The 21,539-nt window shown below is 72.7% G+C and carries 20 protein-coding genes; 13 read left to right on the forward strand and 7 right to left on the reverse strand.

The window, feature by feature from the left end; translation table 11 throughout:
- Positions 1-86: 86 nt before the first annotated feature.
- Entirely contained in the window at positions 87-998 is a 912-nt protein-coding gene (locus tag FB465_RS24885) for a glutaminase (RefSeq protein ID WP_281292356.1), read from the forward strand.
- A 190-nt stretch (positions 999-1,188) separates the two neighbouring features.
- Here the strand turns inward: FB465_RS24885 and FB465_RS24890 are convergent, their stop codons facing one another.
- Positions 1,189-1,467 carry an HPr family phosphocarrier protein gene (locus FB465_RS24890; RefSeq protein WP_145794007.1) on the reverse strand — a complete coding sequence of 93 codons (279 nt, stop codon included), beginning with the start codon at positions 1,465-1,467 and terminating at the stop codon, positions 1,189-1,191.
- Positions 1,468-1,586: 119 nt separating this feature from the next.
- On the opposite strand from FB465_RS24890, the gene FB465_RS24895 reads away from it, so the two are divergent.
- The 4 genes from FB465_RS24895 (at position 1,587) to FB465_RS24910 (ending at position 6,919) form a co-directional block, all read left to right on the forward strand.
- Positions 1,587-4,361: a bifunctional acetate--CoA ligase family protein/GNAT family N-acetyltransferase gene (locus FB465_RS24895; protein WP_145794008.1), complete on the forward strand. Its 2,775-nt coding sequence runs from the start codon at positions 1,587-1,589 to the stop codon at positions 4,359-4,361.
- 93 nt (positions 4,362-4,454) lie between these two features.
- Positions 4,455-5,045 carry a DUF5998 family protein gene (locus FB465_RS24900; RefSeq protein ID WP_145794009.1) on the forward strand — a complete coding sequence of 197 codons (591 nt, stop codon included), beginning with the start codon at positions 4,455-4,457 and terminating at the stop codon, positions 5,043-5,045.
- Positions 5,046-5,060: 15 nt separating this feature from the next.
- Positions 5,061-6,227 (forward strand): alkaline phosphatase family protein, encoded by a 1,167-nt coding sequence (locus FB465_RS24905; RefSeq protein WP_145794010.1) that lies wholly within the window; start codon positions 5,061-5,063, stop codon positions 6,225-6,227.
- Between the two features lie 35 nt (positions 6,228-6,262).
- Entirely contained in the window at positions 6,263-6,919 is a 657-nt protein-coding gene (locus tag FB465_RS24910) for a thymidine kinase (protein WP_145794011.1), read from the forward strand.
- Positions 6,920-7,050: 131 nt separating this feature from the next.
- On the opposite strand, the gene FB465_RS24915 is transcribed toward FB465_RS24910, so the two are convergent.
- Entirely contained in the window at positions 7,051-7,824 is a 774-nt protein-coding gene (locus FB465_RS24915) for a VOC family protein (protein WP_145794012.1), read from the reverse strand.
- A gap of 150 nt (positions 7,825-7,974) precedes the next feature.
- On the opposite strand from FB465_RS24915, the gene FB465_RS24920 reads away from it, so the two are divergent.
- Positions 7,975-8,817, forward strand: coding sequence for a sulfurtransferase (locus FB465_RS24920; RefSeq protein WP_425461212.1), 843 nt, complete (start codon positions 7,975-7,977; stop codon positions 8,815-8,817).
- Between the two features lie 150 nt (positions 8,818-8,967).
- Here the strand turns inward: FB465_RS24920 and sepH are convergent, their stop codons facing one another.
- Positions 8,968-10,035, reverse strand: coding sequence for a septation protein SepH (gene sepH / locus FB465_RS24925; RefSeq protein WP_145794015.1), 1,068 nt, complete (start codon positions 10,033-10,035; stop codon positions 8,968-8,970).
- A gap of 437 nt (positions 10,036-10,472) precedes the next feature.
- On the opposite strand from sepH, the gene FB465_RS24930 reads away from it, so the two are divergent.
- Positions 10,473-11,201, forward strand: coding sequence for a hypothetical protein (locus FB465_RS24930; protein ID WP_145794017.1), 729 nt, complete (start codon positions 10,473-10,475; stop codon positions 11,199-11,201).
- A gap of 4 nt (positions 11,202-11,205) precedes the next feature.
- Here the strand turns inward: FB465_RS24930 and FB465_RS24935 are convergent, their stop codons facing one another.
- Together FB465_RS24935 and FB465_RS24940 are read right to left on the reverse strand one after the other, a co-directional pair.
- On the reverse strand, positions 11,206-12,519 hold the full coding sequence (locus FB465_RS24935; RefSeq protein ID WP_145794019.1) for a D-arabinono-1,4-lactone oxidase: 1,314 nt from the start codon (positions 12,517-12,519) through the stop codon (positions 11,206-11,208).
- Positions 12,520-12,610: 91 nt separating this feature from the next.
- Positions 12,611-13,864: an MFS transporter gene (locus FB465_RS24940; protein WP_145794021.1), complete on the reverse strand. Its 1,254-nt coding sequence runs from the start codon at positions 13,862-13,864 to the stop codon at positions 12,611-12,613.
- Positions 13,865-13,986: 122 nt separating this feature from the next.
- On the opposite strand from FB465_RS24940, the gene FB465_RS24945 reads away from it, so the two are divergent.
- Positions 13,987-15,123, forward strand: coding sequence for a ferrochelatase (locus tag FB465_RS24945; protein WP_145794023.1), 1,137 nt, complete (start codon positions 13,987-13,989; stop codon positions 15,121-15,123).
- A gap of 22 nt (positions 15,124-15,145) precedes the next feature.
- Entirely contained in the window at positions 15,146-15,949 is an 804-nt protein-coding gene (locus FB465_RS24950; RefSeq protein WP_145794024.1) for an inositol monophosphatase family protein, read from the forward strand.
- Between the two features lie 138 nt (positions 15,950-16,087).
- Here FB465_RS24950 and FB465_RS24955 read toward each other — a convergent pair whose 3' ends face one another.
- Positions 16,088-16,273, reverse strand: a complete 186-nt coding sequence (locus FB465_RS24955; RefSeq protein WP_145794026.1) for a hypothetical protein — start codon at positions 16,271-16,273, stop codon at positions 16,088-16,090.
- A gap of 447 nt (positions 16,274-16,720) precedes the next feature.
- On the opposite strand from FB465_RS24955, the gene FB465_RS24960 reads away from it, so the two are divergent.
- From FB465_RS24960 to FB465_RS24975, 4 genes are all read left to right on the forward strand, one after another.
- The gene (locus FB465_RS24960; RefSeq protein WP_145794028.1) at positions 16,721-17,374 is read left to right on the forward strand and encodes a response regulator transcription factor; all 654 of its coding nucleotides are present in this window, start codon (positions 16,721-16,723) and stop codon (positions 17,372-17,374) included.
- A gap of 73 nt (positions 17,375-17,447) precedes the next feature.
- Positions 17,448-18,764 (forward strand): sensor histidine kinase, encoded by a 1,317-nt coding sequence (locus tag FB465_RS24965; protein ID WP_145794030.1) that lies wholly within the window; start codon positions 17,448-17,450, stop codon positions 18,762-18,764.
- A 255-nt stretch (positions 18,765-19,019) separates the two neighbouring features.
- Positions 19,020-19,994, forward strand: a complete 975-nt coding sequence (locus FB465_RS24970) for an acyl-ACP desaturase (RefSeq protein ID WP_145794032.1) — start codon at positions 19,020-19,022, stop codon at positions 19,992-19,994.
- 447 nt (positions 19,995-20,441) lie between these two features.
- Positions 20,442-20,741, forward strand: coding sequence for a DUF4193 domain-containing protein (locus FB465_RS24975; RefSeq protein ID WP_145794033.1), 300 nt, complete (start codon positions 20,442-20,444; stop codon positions 20,739-20,741).
- 232 nt (positions 20,742-20,973) lie between these two features.
- Here the strand turns inward: FB465_RS24975 and FB465_RS24980 are convergent, their stop codons facing one another.
- On the reverse strand, positions 20,974-21,423 hold the full coding sequence (locus FB465_RS24980; RefSeq protein ID WP_145794035.1) for a DUF3093 domain-containing protein: 450 nt from the start codon (positions 21,421-21,423) through the stop codon (positions 20,974-20,976).
- Positions 21,424-21,539 lie beyond the last annotated feature (116 nt).

Genomic DNA, 21,539 nt, shown 5'->3' on the forward strand with positions numbered 1-21,539 from the left:
TGGCGGGCCGTCAGATCGGGGTAGGCGGGGTCGGTCGGTACACGGTGGTGATTTCACGCCTCGGACGGCCCCGGCACAATGGCCGCGTGGACTACCAGGAGCTCTTGCACGACGTGATGGACACCGCCCGCCGGACCCCCGGCCGGGGCCGGCCCGCCGACTACATCCCCGCCCTGGCGTCGGCGGATCCGGAGGCGTTCGGGGTGGCCCTGGCCACCGTGGACGGCGAGGTGTACGGGGCCGGTGACTGGGAGCGGCCGTTCTCGATCCAGAGCATCTCCAAACTGTTCACCCTCGCTTTGGCGTTGGCGGAGGGCGGCGACGACCTCTGGAAGCGGGTGGGCCGGGAGCCGTCGGGGAACCCGTTCAACTCGCTGGTGCAGTTGGAGACCGAGCACGGCATCCCCCGCAATCCGTTCATCAACGCGGGCGCGCTGGTGGTCACCGACCGGCTGCTGGAGCTGTCGGGTGACGCGGCCGGCGCGGTACGGGAGTTCCTGCGCGCGGAGTCGGGCAACGAGCTGATCTCCACCGACGACACGGTGGCGGCATCGGAGGCGCGGCACGGCCACCGCAACGCGGCGTTGGCGCACTTCATCGCGAGCTACGGCAATCTGCGCAACCCGGTGGACAGCGTGCTGGCGCACTACTACGCGCACTGCGCGATCTCGGCGAGCTGCCGTGATCTGGCGCTGGTGGGACGGTTCCTGGCCCGGCACGGTCTGCGGGCGGACGGTTCGCGGCTGCTGACGCGCAGCGAGGCGAAGCGGGTGAACGCGGTGCTGCTGACCTGCGGGACGTACGACGCGGCGGGGGAGTTCGCGTTCCGGGTGGGGCTGCCGGGCAAGAGCGGGGTCGGCGGGGGAGTGCTGGCGGTGCTGCCGGGGCGGGGCGCGGTGTGCGTGTGGAGCCCGGGGCTGGACACGGCGGGGAACTCGGTGCTGGGCGTGGCGGCGCTCGACGCGCTGACGACGGCGACGGGCTGGTCCGTCTTCTGATCGGCCATGCACCGAGCAGGGGCGCGGGAAGCTGCTCGGAGCAGGTGGTGCGACTCGCCCCCGGAGGGCGGGTGCGGCGATCGAGGCTTCCGATTCGCGCAGTTCTCCCCCAGCCTTCGGCCGGGAGGTCCCCCACGCGCCCCTGGGGGCGCCCCTGTGTGAGAGGGGCGCCCCCAGGGGAGGTGCGGGGTCAGGCGGCGGGAAGCTCGCTCAGGCCCTCCTGGACCAGCTTGGCGAGGCGGTCCAGCGCCTCGTCCGCGCCGGGGGCGTCGGAGGCGAGGATGACGGTTTCGCCGCCCTCGGCGCCGAGGCCGAGCAGGCCGAGCATGGAGGCGGCGTTGACCGGGGTGCCGCCGTCCTTGGCGATGGTGACGGGCACGCCCACGGCGGTGGCCGCGCGGACGAAGATGGAGGCGGGACGGGCGTGCAGGCCCTCGGCCCAACCGATGGTGACGCGGCGCTCGGCCATGAGACGTGCCTTTCAGGTGGTGCTGGGTGGAGCTGTGTTGTCTAGACCAGTGTTGCACGCGTGCGCAACCCCCGTCGCACCCGGCGCCAAGCGGCTCGTCGCCGGATAACCTGACGAATGTGGACGACCCCGGGCCCCCGCAGCGGAGCGACGAGCACAGCTACCCCCAGCACTGGGAGGCCGACGTCCTGCTGCGCGACGGCGGCACCGCCCGGATCCGGCCGATCACCCCGGCCGACGCCGACCGGCTGGTCGAGTTCTACGAACAGGTCTCCGACCAGTCCAAGTACTTCCGCTTCTTCGCCCCGTACCCCCGGCTCTCCGACAAGGACGTCCGGCACTTCACCCACCACGACTACATCAACCGGGTCGGCCTGGCCGTCGTGGTCCGGGACCGCTTCATCGCCACCGTCCGCTACGACCGGATCGACGCCGAGGGCCGCCCGTCCGAGAGCGGGACGGACGCCGAGGTCGCCTTCCTGGTCCAGGACGCCCACCAGGGCCGCGGTGTCGCCTCCGCCCTGCTGGAGCACATCGCCGCCGTCGCCCAGGAGCGCGGCATCCTGCGCTTCACGGCCGAGGTGCTCCCCGAGAACCGCAAGATGATCAAGGTCTTCACCGACGCGGGCTACACCCAGCGCCGCAGCTTCGCCGACGGCGTCGTCCACCTCGAGTTCGACCTGGAGCCCACCGCTGCCTCGCTGGCGGTGATGCGGGCCCGCGAGCACCGGGCCGAGGCCCGCTCCGTCCAGCGGCTGCTCACCCCGCGGTCGGTCGCGGTGCTCGGGGTCTCCCGCAATCCGCAGTCCGTCGGCCGCGCGCTGCTGCGCGACCTGGCCGGCTTCCACGGCCCGGTGTACGCGGTGAACCGCAACGCCCCGCCCGGCACCGAGCTGGACGGCGCCGTCACCTACCGCTCGGTGCTGGAGATCCCCGGCCCCGTCGATCTCGCGGTCATCGCGGTGCCCGCCCCGGCGGTCCCCGCCGCCGTCGCAGAGTGCGGCGCGCACGGCGTCCAGGGCCTGGTGGTGGTCTCCGCCGGGTACGCCGAGACCGGGCCGGAGGGCCGCGACCGGCAGCGCGCGCTGGTCCGCCAGGCCAGGGCCGCCGGGATGCGGGTGGTCGGCCCGAACGCCTTCGGCCTGCTCAACACCGACCCCGAGCAGCCGCTCAACGCCTCGCTCGCCCCCGTGCTGCCCGAACGCGGCCCGTTCGGCCTGTTCTGCCAGTCCGGCGCGATCGGCGTCGCGCTCCTGGAGGCCGCCCACCGCCGGGGCCTGGGCATCTCCTCCTTCGCCTCGGTCGGCAACCGCGCGGACGTCTCCGGCAACGACTGGCTCCAGTACTGGGAGGAGGACCCGGCGACCCGGGTCGTGCTGCTCTACCTGGAGTCCTTCGGCAACCCGCGCAAGTTCACCCGGATCGCCCGCCGCCTGGCCGCCGTCAAACCGGTCGTGGTGGTCAAGGGCGCCCGTCACACCGGCAGCCTCCCGCCCGGGCATGCCGTCCAGCCCGCCGCGAGCGGCCTGCGGGACGCCACGGTCGACGCCCTGTTCCAGCAGGCCGGCGTACTGCGGGTGGACACCATCACCGAGCTGTACGACACCGGCGAGCTGCTGGCCGGCCAGCCCCTCCCGGCCGGGGACCGGGTCGCCGTGGTCGGCAACTCCGACTCGCTCGGTCTGCTCACCCACGACGCCTGCCTGAGCGCCGGGCTGCGCCCCCGTACGCCCGTCGACCTCACCACCGGCGCCACCGGCGAGAACTTCCGGATCGCCCTCCACGTGGCGCTCACCGACCCGGCCGTGGACGCCGTGATCGCGGTGGCCATCCCGCCGATCGGCACCCACCTGCCCGCCGAGGATCTCGGCGCGGACGAGCCCGCGTTCGCCGAGGCCCTGCTCGAAGCGGCCTCCCGTGCGCAGGAGGCGGGCAAGCCGCTGCTGCTCGCCCACCTGGCGCTCACCGAGCTCCCCGACCGGCTCCGCGCCGCCGGCATCCCCGCCTACCCGGCCCCCGAGCGCGCCGTGCACGCGCTCGCCCGGGCCGTGCACTACGCCGAGTGGCGCCGCCGTACGGCCGAGGCCGAGCAGACCGCCCGCGTCCCCGAGCTCGACCGGATCGAGGAGGCCAAGGCGCGCACCCTGGTCGAGGCCGCCCTGGAGACCCGTACGGCGGTCGCCGCCCGCACCCAGCCGGGTGGCGCCAGGATCGCCCTCCCCGATGCGGACGCCGTCGCGCTGCTCGCCCACTACGGCATCGACGTGCTCCCCACGCTTCCCGCCCCCGACGAGGAGAGCGCCGTCCGGGCCGCCGCCACCCTCGGCTACCCCGTCGCCCTCAAGGCCACCGCCGAGCACCTGCGCCACCGCCCCGACCTGGGCAGCGTCCGCCTGGACCTCACCGGCGAGCCGGGTCTGCGCCGCGCGTACCGCGAGCTGGACACTCTGCTCGGCGGTGCCGCCAAGGCCCGGCTGGTGGTCCAGCCGCTCGCCCCGCGCGGTGTGGACACCGTGATCGGCGCGACCGTCGACCCGGCCGTCGGCGCGATCCTCTCCTTCGGCCTGGCCGGCGCCCCCGCCGAGCTGCTCGGTGACGTCGCCCACCGGCTGGTCCCGGCCACCGACCAGGACGCGGCCGCCCTGATCCGCGAGGTGCGGGCCGCCCCGCTGCTGTTCGGCTGGCGCGGCGCGGAGCCGGTGGACACCGCCGCGCTGGAGGAACTGCTGCTGCGGGTCTCCCGGCTGGTCGACGACCTGCCCGAGGTGGCCTCGGTCGATCTCGAACCCGTGGTCGTGGCCCCGCACGGCCTTGCGGTACTGGGGGCCCGGGTCCGCATCGCACCCCTGCCGGTGCGCAGCGATCTGGGTCCGCGCGCGATGAGCAGCCTGTAACCTTCCTTGGTTGCGTCTGCCAGAAGGCGCGGAAGGCCAGAAGCTCGGCGCAGTGCCGCCCGCTTCGGCGGCGGGACATGCCAGGATGGAGCTATGGCGAAGACCGGTACCACCACCACGCAGGACCTGCGCTCGGCGATCGAGCGCAGCGGCTACTACCCGGCCCTGGTGTCCGAGGCCGTCGAGTCCGCGGTGGGCCCCGAGCCGATCACCTCCTACCTGGTCCACCAGGAGACGACCTTCGACGCGAACGAGGTCCGCCGGCACGTCACCGTGCTGGTACTGACCCCGACCCGCTTCGTGGTCAGCCACACCGACGAGCAGGCCGGGGACGCGACCAGCCCGGTGCCGTACGCGACCACCTCCACCGAGTGCGTCCGGCTCGACCGGATCGGTTCGGTGGTGCTCAGCCGGATGGTCTCCAACCCGGAGACGTACACGCCCGGCACGCTGCCCCGCGAGGTCGTGCTGACCATCGGCTGGGGCGCGGTGCAGCGGATCGACCTGGAGCCGGCCGGCTGTTCCGACCCGAACTGCGAGGCCGACCACGGCTACACCGGTTCGGCGACGGCTGACGACCTGTCACTGCGGGTCAGCGAGGCGGGGGACGGTCCGGAGACGGTGTCGCAGGCGCTGATCTTCGCCCGCGCGCTGTCCGAAGCCACGATCGCCGACCGGGTCTGAGGTCCGACGCTCCCCATGACGACGCACCTCGGTTACGACGCTTTCGAGATCCTGGATCCCTCCGACGCCCCCGCTCCCACGTACGGGAGCACCTCGCTCTCGGACCTGCTGCCCGCCGTGGCGGCAGGTCTCGGCGTGCCCGGCTTCGCGAGCGGCCTGCCGCTGGCGCCCGCCGACCGGGTCTGCGTCTTCCTGGTCGACGGGATGGGCTGGGAGCTGATCAAGCGTCACCCCGAGTACGCGCCGTTCCTGACCTCGCTGATCGCCGGCGGCCGGGCGATCACCTCGGGCTTCCCGTCCACCACCGCGACCTCGCTGGCCTCGGTCGGCACCGGCCTCACGCCCGGCCTGCACGGCCTGGCCGGGTACACCGTGGCGGTGCCGGGTGCCGGCTACCTGATGAACCAGCTGCGCTGGCAGCCGCCGGTGGAGCCGAGCAGCTGGCAGCCGTACCCGACGGTCTTCGAGCAGGTCCAGGCGGCCGGCGTGGCGACCTGCCAGGTCTCCTCGCCGCTGTTCTCGACCACCCCGCTCACCCAGGTCGCCCTCTCCGGCGGCACCTTCCTCGGCCGGACCACCGGAGAGGAGCGGATGGACCTCGCGGCCCAGTGGCTGGGCGAGCACGACCGGGCACTGGTCTACACGTACGTCAGCGAACTGGACGGCGCCGGCCACCGCTTCGGGGTCGACTCGGACGAGTGGCGGATGACCCTGAACACCGTGGACCGGCTGGCGCAGCGGCTCGCCGAACAGCTCCCGCCGCGCTCGGCGCTCTACGTCACCGCCGACCACGGCATGATCGACATCGCGCCCGAGGACCGGGTCGACTTCGACGAGGACTGGGAGCTCAGCGCGGGCGTCGCCCTGCTGGGCGGCGAGGGCCGGGCCCGGCACGTGTACGCGGTGCCGGGGGCGGCCGCCGACGTGTTCACGGTCTGGAGCGAGGTGCTCGGGGACCGGATGTGGGTCGCGACCAGGGACCAGGCGATAGCGGCGGGCTGGTTCGGCCCCGTGGTGGACGAGCGGGTCTACCTGCGGATCGGCGACGTGGTGGCCGCCGCCCGGGACGACGTCGCGGTGATCGCTTCGCGCAGCGAGCCCGGCGAGTCCTCGATGGTCGGCCTGCACGGCTCGATGACCCCGGTGGAGCAGCTGGTGCCGCTGCTCGAAGTCCGCGCCTGATCCCGTCCCTTCGCTGAAAGGCCTCTGCTCCACCCATGGCTGAACTGGTGTTCTTCTCGGGCACGATGGACTGCGGCAAGTCGACGCTCGCGCTGCAGCTGGACCACAACCACGCGGCCCGTGGCCGGCAGGGGATCATCTTCTCCCGGCACGACCGTGCGGGTGCCTCCACCATCTCCAGCCGGCTCGGCCTGCGCGCGGACGCCGTCGAGGTCACGGACGGCTTCGACTTCCACGCGCACGTCGTCCAGCTGCTCTCGGCGGGCGGCAAGGTGGACTACCTGATCTGCGACGAGGCCAACTTCTACACCTCCGAGCAGGTCGACCAGCTCGCCCGGGTGGTCGACGAGCTCGGCATCGACGTCTTCACCTTCGGCATCACCACCGACTTCCGGACCAAGCTCTTCCCCGGCTCCCAGCGCCTGATCGAGCTCGCGGACCGGGTCGAGGTCCTGCAGGTCGAGGCCCTGTGCTGGTGCGGCGCCCGGGCCACCCACAACGCCCGCACCGTCGGCGGCGTGATGGTCGTCGAGGGCGCCCAGGTCGTCGTCGGCGACATCGCCGTCAGCGAGGGCGAGGTCGGGTACGAGGTGCTCTGCCGCCGCCACCACCGCCGCCGCCTCACGGCGGCCACGGCCCGCGCGGCCGTCCTCTCCCCGGACGTCCTCCCCTTCGAGAACCAGCACGCGTAGCAAGACGTAGGTACGCAACTGGGTACCCACCAGGGGCGCGGGGAACTGCGCGACCAGGGCACGACGTACGTTGACGGTTGATCGCGCAGTTCCCCGCGCCCCTGCTGTGGTTGGCCCTCTGCGTATGGTGCTCAGGTCTGGACGACCGAGAAGCGCCCGCCCTGGGGGTCGGTGAGTCGGGCGACCCGGCCGTACGGGGTGTCGTGCGGGCCGACCAGTACCCGTCCGCCCAACTGCAGAGCCCGGCGGACCGTCAGATCGGTGTCGGCGACGGCGAAGTGGACCCGCCAGCGCGGCGGACCGTCCCGCAGGTCGGTGCTGCGCCGGATGCCGGCCACCGGGAAGCCGCCGACCACCAGCGTCGCGTCGTCCTCGCCCCGGGCGACGGCCGCCGCGTCCGACTCGACCACGGACCGGCCGAGCACCGCGCCGTAGAACGCGGAGGCCGCCGGTTCGTCAGAGGTCAGCAGCTCGTTCCAGGCCGGTGCGCCCGGCTCGCCGACCACCTCCCAGCCGATGTGCTCCTCGCCCTGCCAGAGGCCGAACACCGCGCCGGACAGGTCTGCCGCGATCGCCAGCCGCCCGGCGTGCTCGGCCTGCAGCGGCCCGACCGCGACGGTGCCGCCGCACTCGCGGATCCGCTGGGACACGTCGTCCGCGCTGTCCACGGCGAAGTAGGTGGTCCACTCGACGGGGTGGCCGGTACGCGCGGGGGTGGCACCGATGCCGGCGACCTTGGCGCCGTTCAGGGTGGCCCGCACGTACGCCCCGAGCGGGGTGGGGCCGGGGGTGAACTCCCAGCCCAGCAGCGCGCCGTAGAAGGCCATGGCGCCTTCCTGGTCACTGGTCATCAGACTCACCCAGCAGGGCGTGCCCTGAGCCAGCCGGACCTTCACCGCAGTCATCGCGTGCCTCCTCGACGGGGGCGGTCGACGGGGCCGACGCGCGTCCCAGGGCGATGGTTCCACCCGTGACCCGCCGACGGGGTGCGGCCGCGCGGCGAGCCGGGCAAAGACCGTACAAAGAGCGGAGTCGCGCGCGTCACAATGGCGGACATGACCTCCTCACCGCTGATCTCCGTCACCGAACTCGCCGCGGCACTCGACTCCTCCCGTCCGCCGGTGCTGCTCGACATCCGCTGGCAGTTGGGCGGCCCGCCGGGGGCCGAGGAGTACGCGGCGGGGCACCTGCCCGGCGCGTACTACGTCGACCTGGACCGTGAGCTGGCCTCCCCACCGGGCGTCGCCGGCCGTCACCCGCTGCCCGATCCGGAGGTCCTCGGCGGGGCCCTTCGCCGTGCAGGGGTGAGCTCCGACCGCCCGGTCGTGGTGTACGACGCGGGGCCTGCCACCTCGGCGGCCCGGGCCTGGTGGCTGCTGCGCTGGGCCGGGCACCCCGAGGTCAGGGTGCTGGACGGCGGGCTGGCCGCCTGGCGTGCGGCCGGGCTGCCGGAGACCACCGAGGTGCCGCCGGCCCAGGCCGGTGACTTCAAGCCGGTGCCCGGGCAGCTGCCCACCCTCGACGCCGCCCGGGCCGCCGGACTGGCCCGCGAGGGACTGCTGCTGGACGCCCGGGCCGGTGAGCGGTACCGGGGCGAGGTCGAGCCGGTCGACCCGCGCGCCGGGCACATCCCGGGAGCGGTGAGCGCGCCCACCACGGAGAACCTGGCTGCAGACGGACGCTTCCTTGCTCCCGCCGTGCTGGCCGAGCGCTTCCGCGGGCTGGGCGCGGCTGACCGGCGGGTCGGCGTCTACTGCGGCTCGGGCGTGACCGCCGCCCATGAGCTGCTCGCCCTCGAGGTGGCCGGCTTCCGGGGCGTCGCCCTCTACCCGGGTTCCTGGAGCGAGTGGTCCGCCAACCCCGACAACCCGGTGGCCACCACAGAGCTGCCCGGCTGACCACCGGCAGGGGCGACCCCGACGCAGTTGGGTACCCACAGGGGCGCGGGGAACTGCGCGACCAGGGCACGACGTAGGTGCACGGTTGATCGCGCAGTTCCCCGCGCCCCTGCTGTGGTTGGCCCAATGCGCACGGTTCGGCCGCGCGGGCTACTCCTGCTTCTTGCGCCTGCTGCCGAAGACGATCTCGTCCCAGCTCGGCACGGTGGCCCGGCGGCCCGGCCGGACGCCGTCCGCCTCGGCCTGACGGTCCGTCGTGCCGACCAGCCGCTCCCGGTGCGGGGAGACCGCACGCGGCATCAGGATGTCCGCGTACGCGGAGCCCGCACCGATGCTGGCCGCAGGGGCCTGCTGCTCCTCGGCCTCCTCCGGCGCCTCGCTCGGCACCGGCTCGACCGCGGGGACGGCGAGGTCGCCACGGAAGGCCGGCACCACGTCGAGCAGGCTGGTGAGCGAGTCCCGGTTCTCGGCCGTGGCCTCCCGGCTCTCCCGCACCTCGCGAGCGGACATGATCCGGTCCGCCGAGGGGCGCTCGATCATCGGGCGGGCCGGACGGTCCTGGGGGAGCCGGGCGATCCGCGGGATGAACGGGAAGACCGAGTCCTCCTCGCGCTCGACGCTCTCGCCGATCAGCGCGCGGGCCTCGTCGTCGTTCGGCTGCACCAGCCGGCGCGGCGGGTCGTACGTCCAGCTCGCGGTGCGGCCCTCGCCGTCGGCCCGGTAGGCGAGGATGACCTCCCAGGTGCCGTCGTCACGCCGCCAGGAGTCCCACCGCTCGGCGTCCTTCTCCGCGCCGCGCAGCGCCAGCCGCTCGGCCACCGCCTCGCCCAGCTGCGGGCCGGTGGACTCGCCGTGGCGTCGGATCGCGGTCTTCCGCGCCCGCTCGGCCATGAAGGCGCGCTCGGCCAGCACCGGGCCCTCGAAGCGCCGTACCCGGTCCACCGAGATGCCGGCGGCCTGGGCGACCTCCTCCGCGGAGGCACCGGCTCGTATCCGCGCCTGGATGTCCCGCGGCCGCAGGTGGCTCTCGACCTCGATCTCGATCTGGCCGAGGCGGGGCCGGTCACCGCGGATGGCGGCGCGCAGCCGCTCGTCGATGGGGAGGGTGTACTCCGTGCTGTCGGCAGCCTTGAGCACCAGACGTGTGCCGTCATTGCTGACGGCCACGACGCGCAGTTCGGGCACGGTTACCTCCCGGGTGGTGCCTGCCGACGTCACCTGCGTCGCTGCTCCCGTACTGAGTGTGGCCTGCCCACTCGCGACTGGCCACAACCTTGCAGAGTTACTCGGCGTGTCGGGCTTTCGCCCGGACCTGCCGTTGTGGCACGGTTGCCTGTTTGCCACGTCGCCGGTCGACGTCGCGCCCGGGTGCCCCGGCCGCCGTCTGATGGACAGTCGACACGTTGACCGAAGGCTCAGGCTCCACGAACAGTACTCCATTCGTGGCATCCGGAGGGGCGGCTCGCCGCTCAAGTCTCCCGCGATTCACGGGAATCTCAAGGGAGGGCACTCCAATGGCCGACCGCTGGTCAGTGGACGGTGATCATCTTCACATATATCGACCGCCCAGAACCAGAATTTCGACCCTTGTGTCCTTCTTTGTGCAAGATGGAGGGACTTGTTCGATGTCGAGCCGTACCGACCGAGGGATGTTGATGCCACAGCAGAGCGCGCAGGCGCCGCCGAAGCCCGCCGTCGACGGCCGAAGGCGGATCGACCTGAGTGTGGCTCAGGTGGCCGCCAGTGCTCTGGCGACGGTGGCCGGCGCGGTGCTCGCCTCCGGGCTCGGTGTGTACGGGACGATCATCGGCGCGGCCGTGGTCAGCGTCGGGGCCACGGTCGGCGGCGCGGTCTTCCAGCACCTCTTCAAGCGCACCGGCGAGCACCTGCGCGGCGCTGTCGACCCGCAGCCGGAGCCGGTGGCCGAGATCTCCTCCGACTGGAACGCGCCGCGGACCGTCCGGGCCAAGCGGCGCTGGACCTGGAAGACGTACGCCGCCGTCTCGGCGCTGGTCTTCGCGGTCGCGATGACGCCGATCCTGGTCGTCGAGGTGGCGGCCGGCAAGCCGCTGCACGACATCACCACGGGCCGGTCGGGCTCGGGCACCTCCCTGAACCCGGGCGGCAGAACGTCCCCCGCGCCGTCGGTCGAGCCCTCCGGGAGCGCGAGCACCGGCCCGCCGGCCGTCCCCTCGACGTCGCCGAGTGCCACCCCCTCGGGGTCGCCGAGCAGCAGCCCCTCGGCCTCCACCTCGCCGTCGCCGTCCCCGTCCGTGAGCGGAAGCCCCTCGCCCACCGCGACGCCGACGACCACACCGACCGGCAGCTCCGGCGACGCGGCGACCTCGTCCGCCACCCCGCCGACGGCCGCCCCGACACCCTGAGCGGCTACTCGCCGAGCACCCGGCGCAGGTAGTCGTTGGCGAACAGCCGACCGGGGTCGAGCTTGTCGCGCAGCGCCGTGAAGTCGGCGAAGTGCGGGTACACCGAGGCCAGGTAGGCCGCGTCCCTGGTGTGCAGCTTGCCCCAGTGCGGGCGGCCCTGGTGAGCCGTCATCAGCTTCTCCACCTCGGTGAAGTAGCCCTGCTCGGCGGTGCCCCGGTAGAGGTGGACGGCGATGTAGACGGTGTCCCGGCCGCTCGCGGTGGACAGCCACAGGTCGTCGGCGGGGGCGATCCGCACCTCGACGGGGAAGCTGATCCGCCAGTCGGACCGCTCGACCAGGGCCTTCAGCTCCCGCAGCACGGTGGTGGCCGCCTCGCGCGGCACGGCGTACTCCATCTCGATGAAGCGCACCTTGCGCGGGCTGGTGAACACCTTGTACGCGAGGTCGGTGTAGGTCCGCTCCGACCACGCCCGGCTCGCGGCCTGAGCGATCGTCGGGACGGTCCGCGGGAAGCGCTGGCCCACCCGGCAGGCGCCCTCCCAGACGGTGTTGGAGAGGAAGTCGTCGTCCAGCCAGGCCTTGAACGGCGGCAGCGGCCTGGCCGGGCCCTGGCTGCGGTTGTTGCGCTTGGTGGAACAGCGGTCCGTGTGCGGGAACCAGTAGAACTCGAAGTGCTCGTTGACGGCCGCGAACTCGTCGAAGCCGCCCAGCACCTCGTCGAAGGTCATCGGCTTCTCATGGGCCGTCAGCAGGAAGGCCGGCTCGACCCCGAAGGTGATCGCGCTGACCACGCCGAGCGCGCCCAGGCCGAGCCGGGCGCCCCGGAACAGCTCGGCGTTCTCGGTCGGCGAGCAGCGCTGGACGCTACCGTCCGCCAGCACGATCTCCAGCGCCTTGATCTGCGCCGCGAGCGAGCCCGAGTCGCGCCCGGTGCCGTGGGTGCCGGTGCTGGTGGCGCCGGCGACGGTCTGGACCTCGATGTCGCCCATGTTGGTGAGGGAGAGGCCCGCGGCCTCCAGCAGCCGGTTGAGCTTGGCGAGGGGCAGCCCGGACTCCACGGTGACCGTCCCGGCCTCGCGGTCGAGCTCCCGGACGGCGGTCAGCGCGTCGGGGCGGACCAGCACGCCGTCACCGGCGGAGGCAATCGAGGTGAAGGAGTGGCCGGACCCGACCGCCTTGACCGTCCTGCCCTCGTCGGCGGCCCGGCGGATCACCTCGCCCAGCTCGGCGGCCGAGGCCGGGGCGGCCACCCGGCTCGGGCGGGCGCTCTGGTTGCCGGCCCAGTTGGTCCAGCCGGTGGTGCTGCCCTGCGGCATGCGGGTGCCTCCTGCTCGGGTGCCGGGAGCGCAGGCCCCCGCACGTCCTACCAACGAGTAGGGGGAGCGTAGCCAGTTGGTCGGCGCCGGTCTACGCCTTGCCGCTGAGCGCCGTCTCGTCCGCAGCGCGGGCCGCGGAGGTCAGCCCGGCCCGCAACCGGGGCAGGCCCGCCAGTGCCGTCAGCACGCCGAACAGTCCGGCCGCCACCGGCACCCAGTACCCGGCGGCACTGCCCTCGGCGTCCACCACCCAGCCCGCGGCCGAGGAGCCGAGGGCCACCCCCAGCGCCAGCCCGGTGGTCGTCCAGGTCATCCCCTCGTTCAGCTGGGAGACCGGTACCAGCCGCTCGACCAGGGCCATCGCCGTGATCAGGGTCGGCGAGATGGAAAGGCCCGCCACGAAGAGCGCCCCGCCGATCGCGGCCAGCCCGGTCACGCCGGCCACCAGCCCGGAGACCACCACCAGCGGCACCATGCTGGCCGCCATCACGGCGACCCCGACCAGGAACCGCCCCGCCATCGAGCCCTTGAGTTTCAGCGTCCCGAAGACCACCCCGGCCAGGCAGGAGCCGAGCGCGTACACGGCCAGCACCAGGCTGGCGGCCGTCGTGTGCCCCTGGTCCTGGGCGAAGGCCACCGTCACCACCTCGACCGAACCGAAGATCGCCCCGGTCGCGACGAAGGTCAGCACCAGCACCTGCAGCCCCGCCGAGCGGATCGCCGAGCGGCCTTCGTGGTGCGCCTCCGGGTGCACCGGGGGTTCGGTACGCCGCTGGGCGGTGAACAGCACCACGCCGACGGTCAGGAAGACCCCGGCGAGCAGCACGCCCGCCTCCGGGAAGACCGAGGTGGCCAGGCCGATGGACAGGATCGGGCCGACGATGAAGCAGACCTCGTCCACCACCGCCTCGAAGGAGTACGCGGTGTGCAGCCTGGGCGGCTCGCCGCTGTACAAATGCGCCCAGCGGGCCCGGACCATCGAGCCGGTGCTCGGCATCACGCCCATCCCGGCGGCGGCGACGAACAGCGTCCAGTCCGGTGCCTCGAAGCGCGCGCACAGCAGCAGCGCGACCGCTGCGGCCATCGTGAGCGCGGTGGCGGGCAGGGCCACCCGGCGCTGCCCGTACCGGTCCACCAGGCGGGAGACCTGCGGGCCCAGCGCCGCCGCAGCCAGGGCCAGCACCGCCGCGACCGCGCCCGCCATCCCGTACGAGCCGCGCAGCTGGGACAGCATGGTCACGATGCCGATCCCGGTCATCGAGATCGGCAGCCGGGCGATGAAGCCGGAGGACGAGAAGGCCAGACTGCCGGGGGCGGCGAAGATCTGGCGGTAGCTGGACAGCACACGGGCTCCGCTGGACGGGTAAGGAACAAGACTCCAGTAGACAGCTTACGAAGCCTGGCAATCGATTACTCGCCGGACGGCCTGTCACCGGCCGACGGCCTGCTAGTGGCAGGATCGGTGCCATGTCCGACTCGCGCATCCCCATCGACCACACGCCGTACGACGCGCTCCTGTTGCTCTCCTTCGGGGGCCCCGAGGCCCCGGAGGACGTGGTGCCGTTCCTGGAGAACGTCACCCGTGGCCGGGGCATCCCCAAGGAGCGTCTCGCCGAGGTCGGCAAGCACTACTTCCTGTTCGGCGGGGTCAGCCCGATCAACGAGCAGAACCGCGAGCTGCTCGCCGCCCTGCGCAAGGACTTCGCCGGGAACGGCCTGGACCTGCCGGTCTACTGGGGCAACCGCAACTGGGCCCCGTACCTGGTCGACACCCTGCGCGAGATCGCCACCGACGGCCACCGCCGCGTGCTGGTCCTGGCCACCAGCGCCTACGCCGGCTACTCCGGCTGCCGCCAGTACCGCGAGAACCTCGCCGACGCGCTCGCCACGCTGGCCGAGGAGGGCCTGCCCGAGCTGCGGGTCGACAAGCTGCGGCACTTCTACAACCACCCCGGCTTCGTCCGGCCGATGATCGACGCCACCCTGGCCGCGCTCGACGAGCTGCCCGCCGATGCCCGCGACCGGGCCCACCTGGCCTTCACCACCCACTCCATCCCGGACGCGATGGCCGAGTCCTCCGGCGCCCCCGACGACCCCGCGCGCGGCCGGCCCGGCGGCGCGTACGTGGCCCAGCACCTGGAGGTCGCCCGGCTGGTCGCCGAGGCCGTCGCCGAGGCCACCGGCGTCGCCGGACGGCCGTGGGAGCTGGTCTTCCAGAGCCGCAGCGGCGCCCCGCACATCCCCTGGCTGGAGCCGGACATCTGCGACCACCTGGAGAGCCTGCACGCGGCGGGTGCCCCGGCGGCGGTGATGGTGCCGATCGGCTTCGTCTCCGACCACATGGAGGTCAAGTACGACCTCGACACCGAGGCCCGCGCCAAGGCTGCCGAGCTCGGCCTGCCCGTCGCCCGGGCGGCCACCGTCGGCGCCGACCCGCGCTTCACCGCGGCGGTCCGGGAACTGGTCCTGGAGCGCGCGGCGACCGAGCGAGGCGTGCCCGTCGAGCGGTGCGCCCTGGGTGCGCTCGGCGCGAGCCACGACGTGTGCGCCGTCGCGTGCTGCCCCAACCCCCGCGCGCCCCGCCCGGCCGCCGCCCAGCTCTGACCCCCCCTCCGGAAGGAACCCAGTGCCCAACCCCGAGCTGCTCGCCGAACTGCTGGACGTCGCCGTGGAGGCCGCCACCCGGGCCGGTGCGCTGCTGCGTGACGGCCGGCCCGCCGACCTGGGCGTGGCCGCGACCAAGAGCAGCCCGGTCGACGTGGTCACCGAGATGGACCTGGCCTCCGAGAAGCTCATCCTGGAGCTGATCGGCGAACGCCGCCCCGAGGACGGCTACCTGGGCGAGGAGGGCGCCGACCGCCCGGGCACCAGCGGTGTCCGCTGGGTCGTCGACCCGCTCGACGGCACCGTCAACTACCTGTACGGGCTGCCCTCCTGGGGCGTCAGCGTCGGAGTCGAGGTCGACGGCCGGGCCGTGGTGGGTGTGGTGGCGGTCCCGGCTCGGGACGAGCTCTTCCACGCGGTGCTGGGCGGCGGCGCCTTCCTCAACGGCCGCCCGGTCTCCTGCCGCCCCGCCCCGCCCTGGGGCCAGGCCCTGGTCGGTACCGGCTTCAACTATGTCCAGGCCGTGCGCGTCCACCAGGCCGAGGTCCTGCTCGCCCTGATGCCGGAGGTCCGCGACATCCGCCGGGCCGGCGCGGCGGCCGTCGACCTCTGCGACGTCGCGGCCGGCCGGCTGGACGCGTTCTACGAGCGCGGACTCCAGCCCTGGGACATGGCGGCCGGCGTGCTGATCGCCCGCGAGGCCGGTGCCCGCTCCGGCGGCCGCCCGGGGGAGGAGCCGCACGGCGGCCTCACGGTGACCGCCCCGCCCGGCGCCTTCGAGCAGCTCCAGGCGCGCCTGGAGGAACTCGGTGCCTGGCACGACTGAGGCGCGCCCGGCCCGACGGCCGGCGGGCAGCGAAGAGCCCTGGCACACGGGATGTGATGCCAGGGCCTGGTTCTGCTGCCCCGTACGGCTCTCGGGGCGGGGTGCCGGCGCGCTGCCGGCAGGTCCGGGACTGTCGGGTCAGGCGGCGGTGCGGTGCATCTCGTGCACCGGGTCGACGCCGTGTTCGGCTGCGAGCCGACGCAGGTCGTCCAGTTCGGACTGCTCGACCTCGGCCAGGAACTCGTCCCCGGACTCGAGTGCGCGGTGGAGATCCTGTTCGGCGTTCTGTATGCGCTGCAGGATTCCGGCGGTAAAGGCGTCCATACGGGCCCCCTTGCTTTGTCGGACGGGCACGGTCCGGCGTTCCCCGGCCGAGGGACGGCGGTCAACGGCAACGCCCCAGCCGGTGCTGCTCTCCGGTCGGGTGCGGAGACGGCCTCGGCCGCTCCCGGTGACTCTGGATCCCCTGAGCCGGTGCGGATGAACGCACGGCGGGTGGTTTGCGATCGACGCTCGGCCCGATCGCGGGTGTGAACCTGTCCTCCCCACGCCCCGGAGCGGGAAACCTCCCGGCCCGAGAAAGTTGCCCGCGTCACAGTCCAATCAGGGCACTGCCGTACCGCTTAGCGGCTCCGCCGGTCGGGCACCGATCAGGTTCGGGTACCCGGGGTCGGCCCGCCTTGTGCCCGCTTACTGATGCTTTACGCCGCAACCAGGCAGGATGGAAGCACCGTCGGAGCCGTGTGTCGGCCTGGAGAAGGGACAACCACCGTGCGGGTACTCGTCGTGGAGGACGAGCAGTTGCTCGCCGAAGCCGTCGCGACCGGTCTGCGCCGCGAGGCCATGGCCGTCGACGTGGTCTACGACGGTGAGGCCGCACTCCAGCGGATCGCCGTCAACGACTACGACGTGGTGGTCCTGGACCGCGACCTCCCCCTGGTCCACGGCGACGACGTCTGCCGCAGCATCGTCGAGCAGGGACTGTCCACCCGGGTGATCATGCTGACCGCCTCCGGCGACATCAGCGACCGGGTCGAGGGCCTGGAGATCGGCGCCGACGACTACCTCCCCAAGCCGTTCGCCTTCAGCGAACTCGTCGCCCGCGTAAGGGCCCTGGGCCGCCGGGCGACCGTACCGCTGCCGCCCGTGCTGGAGCGGGCCGGGATCTCGCTCGACCCCGGCCGACGCGAGGTGCTCCGGGACGAGAAGCCCATCCAGCTCGCCCCCAAGGAGTTCGCCGTCCTGGAGGTCCTGATGCGGGCCGGCGGCGCGGTGGTCTCCGCCGAGCAGCTGCTCGAGAAGGCCTGGGACGAGCACACCGACCCGTTCACCAACGTCGTCCGGGTCACCGTGATGACGCTGCGCCGCAAGCTCGGCGACCCGGCGGTCATCGTCACCGTCCCGGGATCCGGCTACCGCATCTGAGCCCGCCGCAGCCGACCCCGGCCCACCGCGGCCCACCGCAGACCCGACCGAAGCAGCACCCGAGAGGACAGCCATGACCACCCCGCCCCCCATCGGCGGGGCCCCCGGCACGCCCGCCGGCGGCCCGGGCCCGGTACCGCCGCGCCCGGCGCACCCGCCGGCCGCCGAGGCGCCGGCCGGCCCCAAGGCCGAGTCCACCGGGTACACCCCGGGCGACGGACTGCTCAGCTGGCTGCCGCTGCGCCCGACCATCCGGATCCGGCTCACCCTGCTCTACGGCGGGATGTTCCTGATGGCCGGGGTCGTCCTGCTGGTGCTGATGTACTACTTCGTCCAGCAGGCGTTCGAGGACGCCTCGCTGCCCAATCTGACCCTCGGACCCGGCGTCAAGATCGTCACGCAGGACGGCTCCGAGATCACGGCGAACAACTTCAACCAGTACCTGGACCACATGCAGGCCACCCAGGCGCACGCCGCACTGGCCACCCTGCTCCGCAAGGCGCTCACCGCCCTGGTCTGCCTCGCGGTCATCGCCTTCATGGCCGGCTACGCACTGGCCGGCCGGGTGCTCCACCCGCTGGGGCGGATCACCAGGACCGCCCGCGAGGTCGCGAGCTCCGAGATGCACCGCCGGATCCAGATGGAGGGCCCCGACGACGAGCTCAAGGAGCTCGCCGACACCTTCGACGAGATGCTCGACCGGCTGGACCGCTCCTTCGACTCCCAGCGCCGCTTCGTCGCCAACGCCTCGCACGAGCTGCGCACGCCGCTGGCGATCAACCGCACCCTGCTCGAGGTCCAGCTCTCCGACCCGAACGCCTCGCCCGACCTGCAGCAGCTCGGCAAAACCCTGCTGGCCACCAACGAGCGCAGCGAACAGCTCGTCGAGGGCCTGCTCCTGCTCGCCCGCAGCGACAACGAGCTCACCGACCGCCGGCCGGTCGAGCTCTCCGAGGTCGCCCTCCGCGCCCTGGAACAGATCCGGCCGGAGGCGGCCACCCGTGAGGTCGTGCTGCGCCCGGGGCTGGAGCCGGCCACCGTCTCGGGCAACGGCATCCTGCTGGAACGCATCGCGCTCAACCTGTTGCAGAACGCCGTCCGGTACAACGTCCCCGACGGCTGGGTGGAGATCTCCACCGCCACCTCCCCGGGCGGGGGAGGGGAGCTGGTGGTGACCAACACCGGTCCGGTGGTCCCGGGCTATGAGCTGGAGCACATCTTCGAGCCGTTCCGCCGGGTCAAGGGCGCCGACCGCACCCGCAGCGACCGAGGCGTCGGGCTCGGACTCTCCATCGTCCGCTCGGTCGTCCGGGCGCACGGAGGCACCATCGAGGCCACCCCACGCACCGGTGGCGGCCTCACGATCCGGGTACGCATCCCAGGCGCCTGACCCTCCCGCCAGGGCGCTGGGAGGCCCTCCTACGCCTTCCGGCCCTCTCTCGCTCCGTGCGCGGACCATCCACTGCCGCCCCTGCCGCTCATGTCAAGACGACATAAGCCCTGGCAGGGGCGGCTTGTCATTTGCCGCCGGAACAACTTACGGTTACGTAACCTACGCAGCCGTAAGTGAGTCGCCAGAGTCCGGCTCCGCCCGGCCCCAGCGCGTCCCACCCGTCCCTGCCGCCCGCCCTCAGGAGCACCCGACGTGACCATCGCACCCGTGCAGCGCACCGCCTCCACCGCCTGGACCGACGCCCGCCTGATCCTGGCGCTCGAAGAGGTGGTGGAGACCGAGCTCAACCGCCACCTGAAGGTGGCCAAGGAGTGGATGCCGCACGAGTACGTGCCGTGGAGCCAGGGGCGGGACTTCGACGGCGTGCTCGGCGGTGAGGCGTGGTCGCTGGAGCAGTCCAAGGTCACCCCGCTCGGCCGGATCTCGCTGGTCGTGAACCTGCTGACCGAGGACAACCTCCCCAGCTACCACCACGAGATCGCGACCATGTTCGGCCGCGAGGGCGCCTGGGGCACCTGGGTGCACCGCTGGACGGCCGAGGAGGGCCGGCACGGCATAGCCATTCGCGACTACCTGCTCGCCACCCGGGCCGTCGACCCGGTCGAGCTGGAGCGGGCGCGGATGTTCCACATGTCGGAGGGCTTCGAGTCCGACAACGCGCACAGCATGCTGCACTCGGTCGCGTACGTGGCCTTCCAGGAGCTCGCGACCCGCATCTCGCACCGCAACACCGGCCACCACTCCGGCGACCCGCTCTGCGACCAGCTGCTGGCGAAGATCGCCAACGACGAGAACCTGCACATGGTCTTCTACCGGAACCTGCTGCGGGCCGCCCTGGAGCTGGCGCCGGACCAGGCGATGCGGGCCATTGCGGACGTCGTCATCAACTTCCGGATGCCCGGCCACGGGATGCCCGGCTTCGAGCGCTCCGCCGCTCAGATCGCCATCGGCGGGATCTACAACCTGCGCATCCACCACGACGACGTGCTGCAGCCGGTGCTGCGCCACCTCAGGGTGATGGAGATCGGCGGGCTCGGCCCCGAGGGCCTGAAGGCCCAGGAGGAGCTCGGACTGTTCCTGGCCGGCCTCGACGCGCAGGCCGCCAAGTTCGACGAGCGGCAGGCCGCCCTGCTCGCCCGACGCGCCGCGAACGCCGCGAAGAAGTAGCCTTCGGCTGGGTGATTTTCGAGAATTTGCCCGAAAAATGACCGATGTGACCAAGCTCACACTTTGTTGCGCGACACGTTCGGATGATCTCGCAGGGTGATCACCGGTTCGAGTGGCGCAGTCGCCCAGGGTGACGGGTCAGGTCCCAGGAGAATTTGTCGACCTATCGTCAATTCCCTTGACCTGCAAGTAGATTGCGGGTCAAGGGATTGGCCGCCGGTCACTCAACGTAGTGAATCGCCCACCTTATTGGGCCGTTCGTGGTAGCTGCGGGTGAGGCCGTTCGGACCGCATTCGATCACCCCGACGGGCCTGCTGCTGGGTGTCGATTGAGTAACAGGGCTTGAAGTAAGGCAAAATCTCCGCCTCGGGTCGGGCACAAGACCGACCCCCCATGCGTTACGTGCGCTGGAGATACCGCACACACCCAGAGGGGGAGAGCGAAAAATGGCAACGGACTACGACACCCCACGCAAGACCGATGACGACCTCAACGAGGACAGCATCGAGGAACTGAAGGCCCGGCGTAACGAAAAGTCGGGCAGTTCGGTCGACGTCGACGAGTTCGACGCGGCCGAGGGGCTGGAGCTTCCGGGCGCCGACCTCTCGAACGAGGAACTCTCGGTCCGGGTTCTGCCCCGGCAGGCCGACGAGTTCACCTGCATGAGCTGCTTCCTCGTGCACCACCGCAGCCAGCTGTACAGCGAGAAGAACGGCAACCCGATCTGCCGGGACTGCGGCGCCTGAGCACCTGGCGGGCATGCCCCGGGTCCGACGGCTTCCGTCGGCCCGGTTCACCGCCCCGTCCGGCCCTGAGCAGCGGGGTCGGAGGCAGAAGCGGCGGTCGCCGCCAGCGACCGCACAAGCAGGCGAGCCCTGCACACAGCACCACCGGAGCACCGGGACGGTCCCGCACACAGCGGAGCCGTCCCTCCTCCGTTTCCGGGCCCGGTTCGAAGGGCGCCGGACCCGCAGGGTCCTAGCGGGCCGTGCCCTCGCGGGCTGCGGCCAGTGCCTCGACCAGCCGCTCCGGCGAGCGGGTCGACAGGTAGACGTACGGCGTCGGGTCGGCCGGGTCGGTGATCTCGACCCGCAGCGCGGTGGGGATGTAGCTGCGCAGCAGCATGAAGGCGCGCGGGTCGGCCTTCACCGAGCGCCAGGCCACCGCCTCGGCGCGATCCAGCGGATGTGCCGTACCCAGCGCACCGACCGGGATCCGGGCCTGTCCGGCCACCAGCGAGCCCTGCACCACGCGGATCCGTGCGGAGCCGTAGCTGCTGAGCGCCGCCGCGCCGGCCGCGATGCCGACCACCAGCCCGATCAGAGCGGCCACCGGGCTGAAGCGCAGCATGATCAGCGCGAAGGAGAGCCCGGCCGCGGCCGGGAGCAGCCACCAGGAGCGGGGGACGGTGAGGCGTTCGTCGTACATGCACCCATTGTGTGGGCTGCGCGGCCCCGCCCCGGTGGCGCCCCCGCCCCGGTGCGGCAGGCCTGGCAGGCGGCTCCTCGGCGCAGCTCGTGCCACTCGTCGTGCGACTCGCCTTG

This window comes from Kitasatospora atroaurantiaca, from assembly GCF_007828955.1.
GTDB classification, from domain to species: domain Bacteria; phylum Actinomycetota; class Actinomycetes; order Streptomycetales; family Streptomycetaceae; genus Kitasatospora; species Kitasatospora atroaurantiaca.

What these genes read in the sequence shown, in the direction of transcription:
- FB465_RS24890 (WP_145794007.1), bottom strand. Translation starts at nt 1,467, where the DNA reads ATGGCCGAGCGCCGCGTCACCATCGGTTGGGCCGAGGGCCTGCACGCC.
- FB465_RS24900 (WP_145794009.1), top strand. Translation starts at nt 4,455, where the DNA reads ATGGCGAAGACCGGTACCACCACCACGCAGGACCTGCGCTCGGCGATC.
- FB465_RS24905 (WP_145794010.1), top strand. Translation starts at nt 5,061, where the DNA reads ATGACGACGCACCTCGGTTACGACGCTTTCGAGATCCTGGATCCCTCC.
- FB465_RS24910 (WP_145794011.1), top strand. Translation starts at nt 6,263, where the DNA reads ATGGCTGAACTGGTGTTCTTCTCGGGCACGATGGACTGCGGCAAGTCG.
- FB465_RS24915 (WP_145794012.1), bottom strand. Translation starts at nt 7,824, where the DNA reads ATGACTGCGGTGAAGGTCCGGCTGGCTCAGGGCACGCCCTGCTGGGTG.
- FB465_RS24920 (WP_425461212.1), top strand. Translation starts at nt 7,975, where the DNA reads ATGACCTCCTCACCGCTGATCTCCGTCACCGAACTCGCCGCGGCACTC.
- FB465_RS24930 (WP_145794017.1), top strand. Translation starts at nt 10,473, where the DNA reads ATGCCACAGCAGAGCGCGCAGGCGCCGCCGAAGCCCGCCGTCGACGGC.
- FB465_RS24935 (WP_145794019.1), bottom strand. Translation starts at nt 12,519, where the DNA reads ATGCCGCAGGGCAGCACCACCGGCTGGACCAACTGGGCCGGCAACCAG.
- FB465_RS24945 (WP_145794023.1), top strand. Translation starts at nt 13,987, where the DNA reads ATGTCCGACTCGCGCATCCCCATCGACCACACGCCGTACGACGCGCTC.
- FB465_RS24955 (WP_145794026.1), bottom strand. Translation starts at nt 16,273, where the DNA reads ATGGACGCCTTTACCGCCGGAATCCTGCAGCGCATACAGAACGCCGAA.
- FB465_RS24965 (WP_145794030.1), top strand. Translation starts at nt 17,448, where the DNA reads ATGACCACCCCGCCCCCCATCGGCGGGGCCCCCGGCACGCCCGCCGGC.
- FB465_RS24975 (WP_145794033.1), top strand. Translation starts at nt 20,442, where the DNA reads ATGGCAACGGACTACGACACCCCACGCAAGACCGATGACGACCTCAAC.
- FB465_RS24980 (WP_145794035.1), bottom strand. Translation starts at nt 21,423, where the DNA reads ATGTACGACGAACGCCTCACCGTCCCCCGCTCCTGGTGGCTGCTCCCG.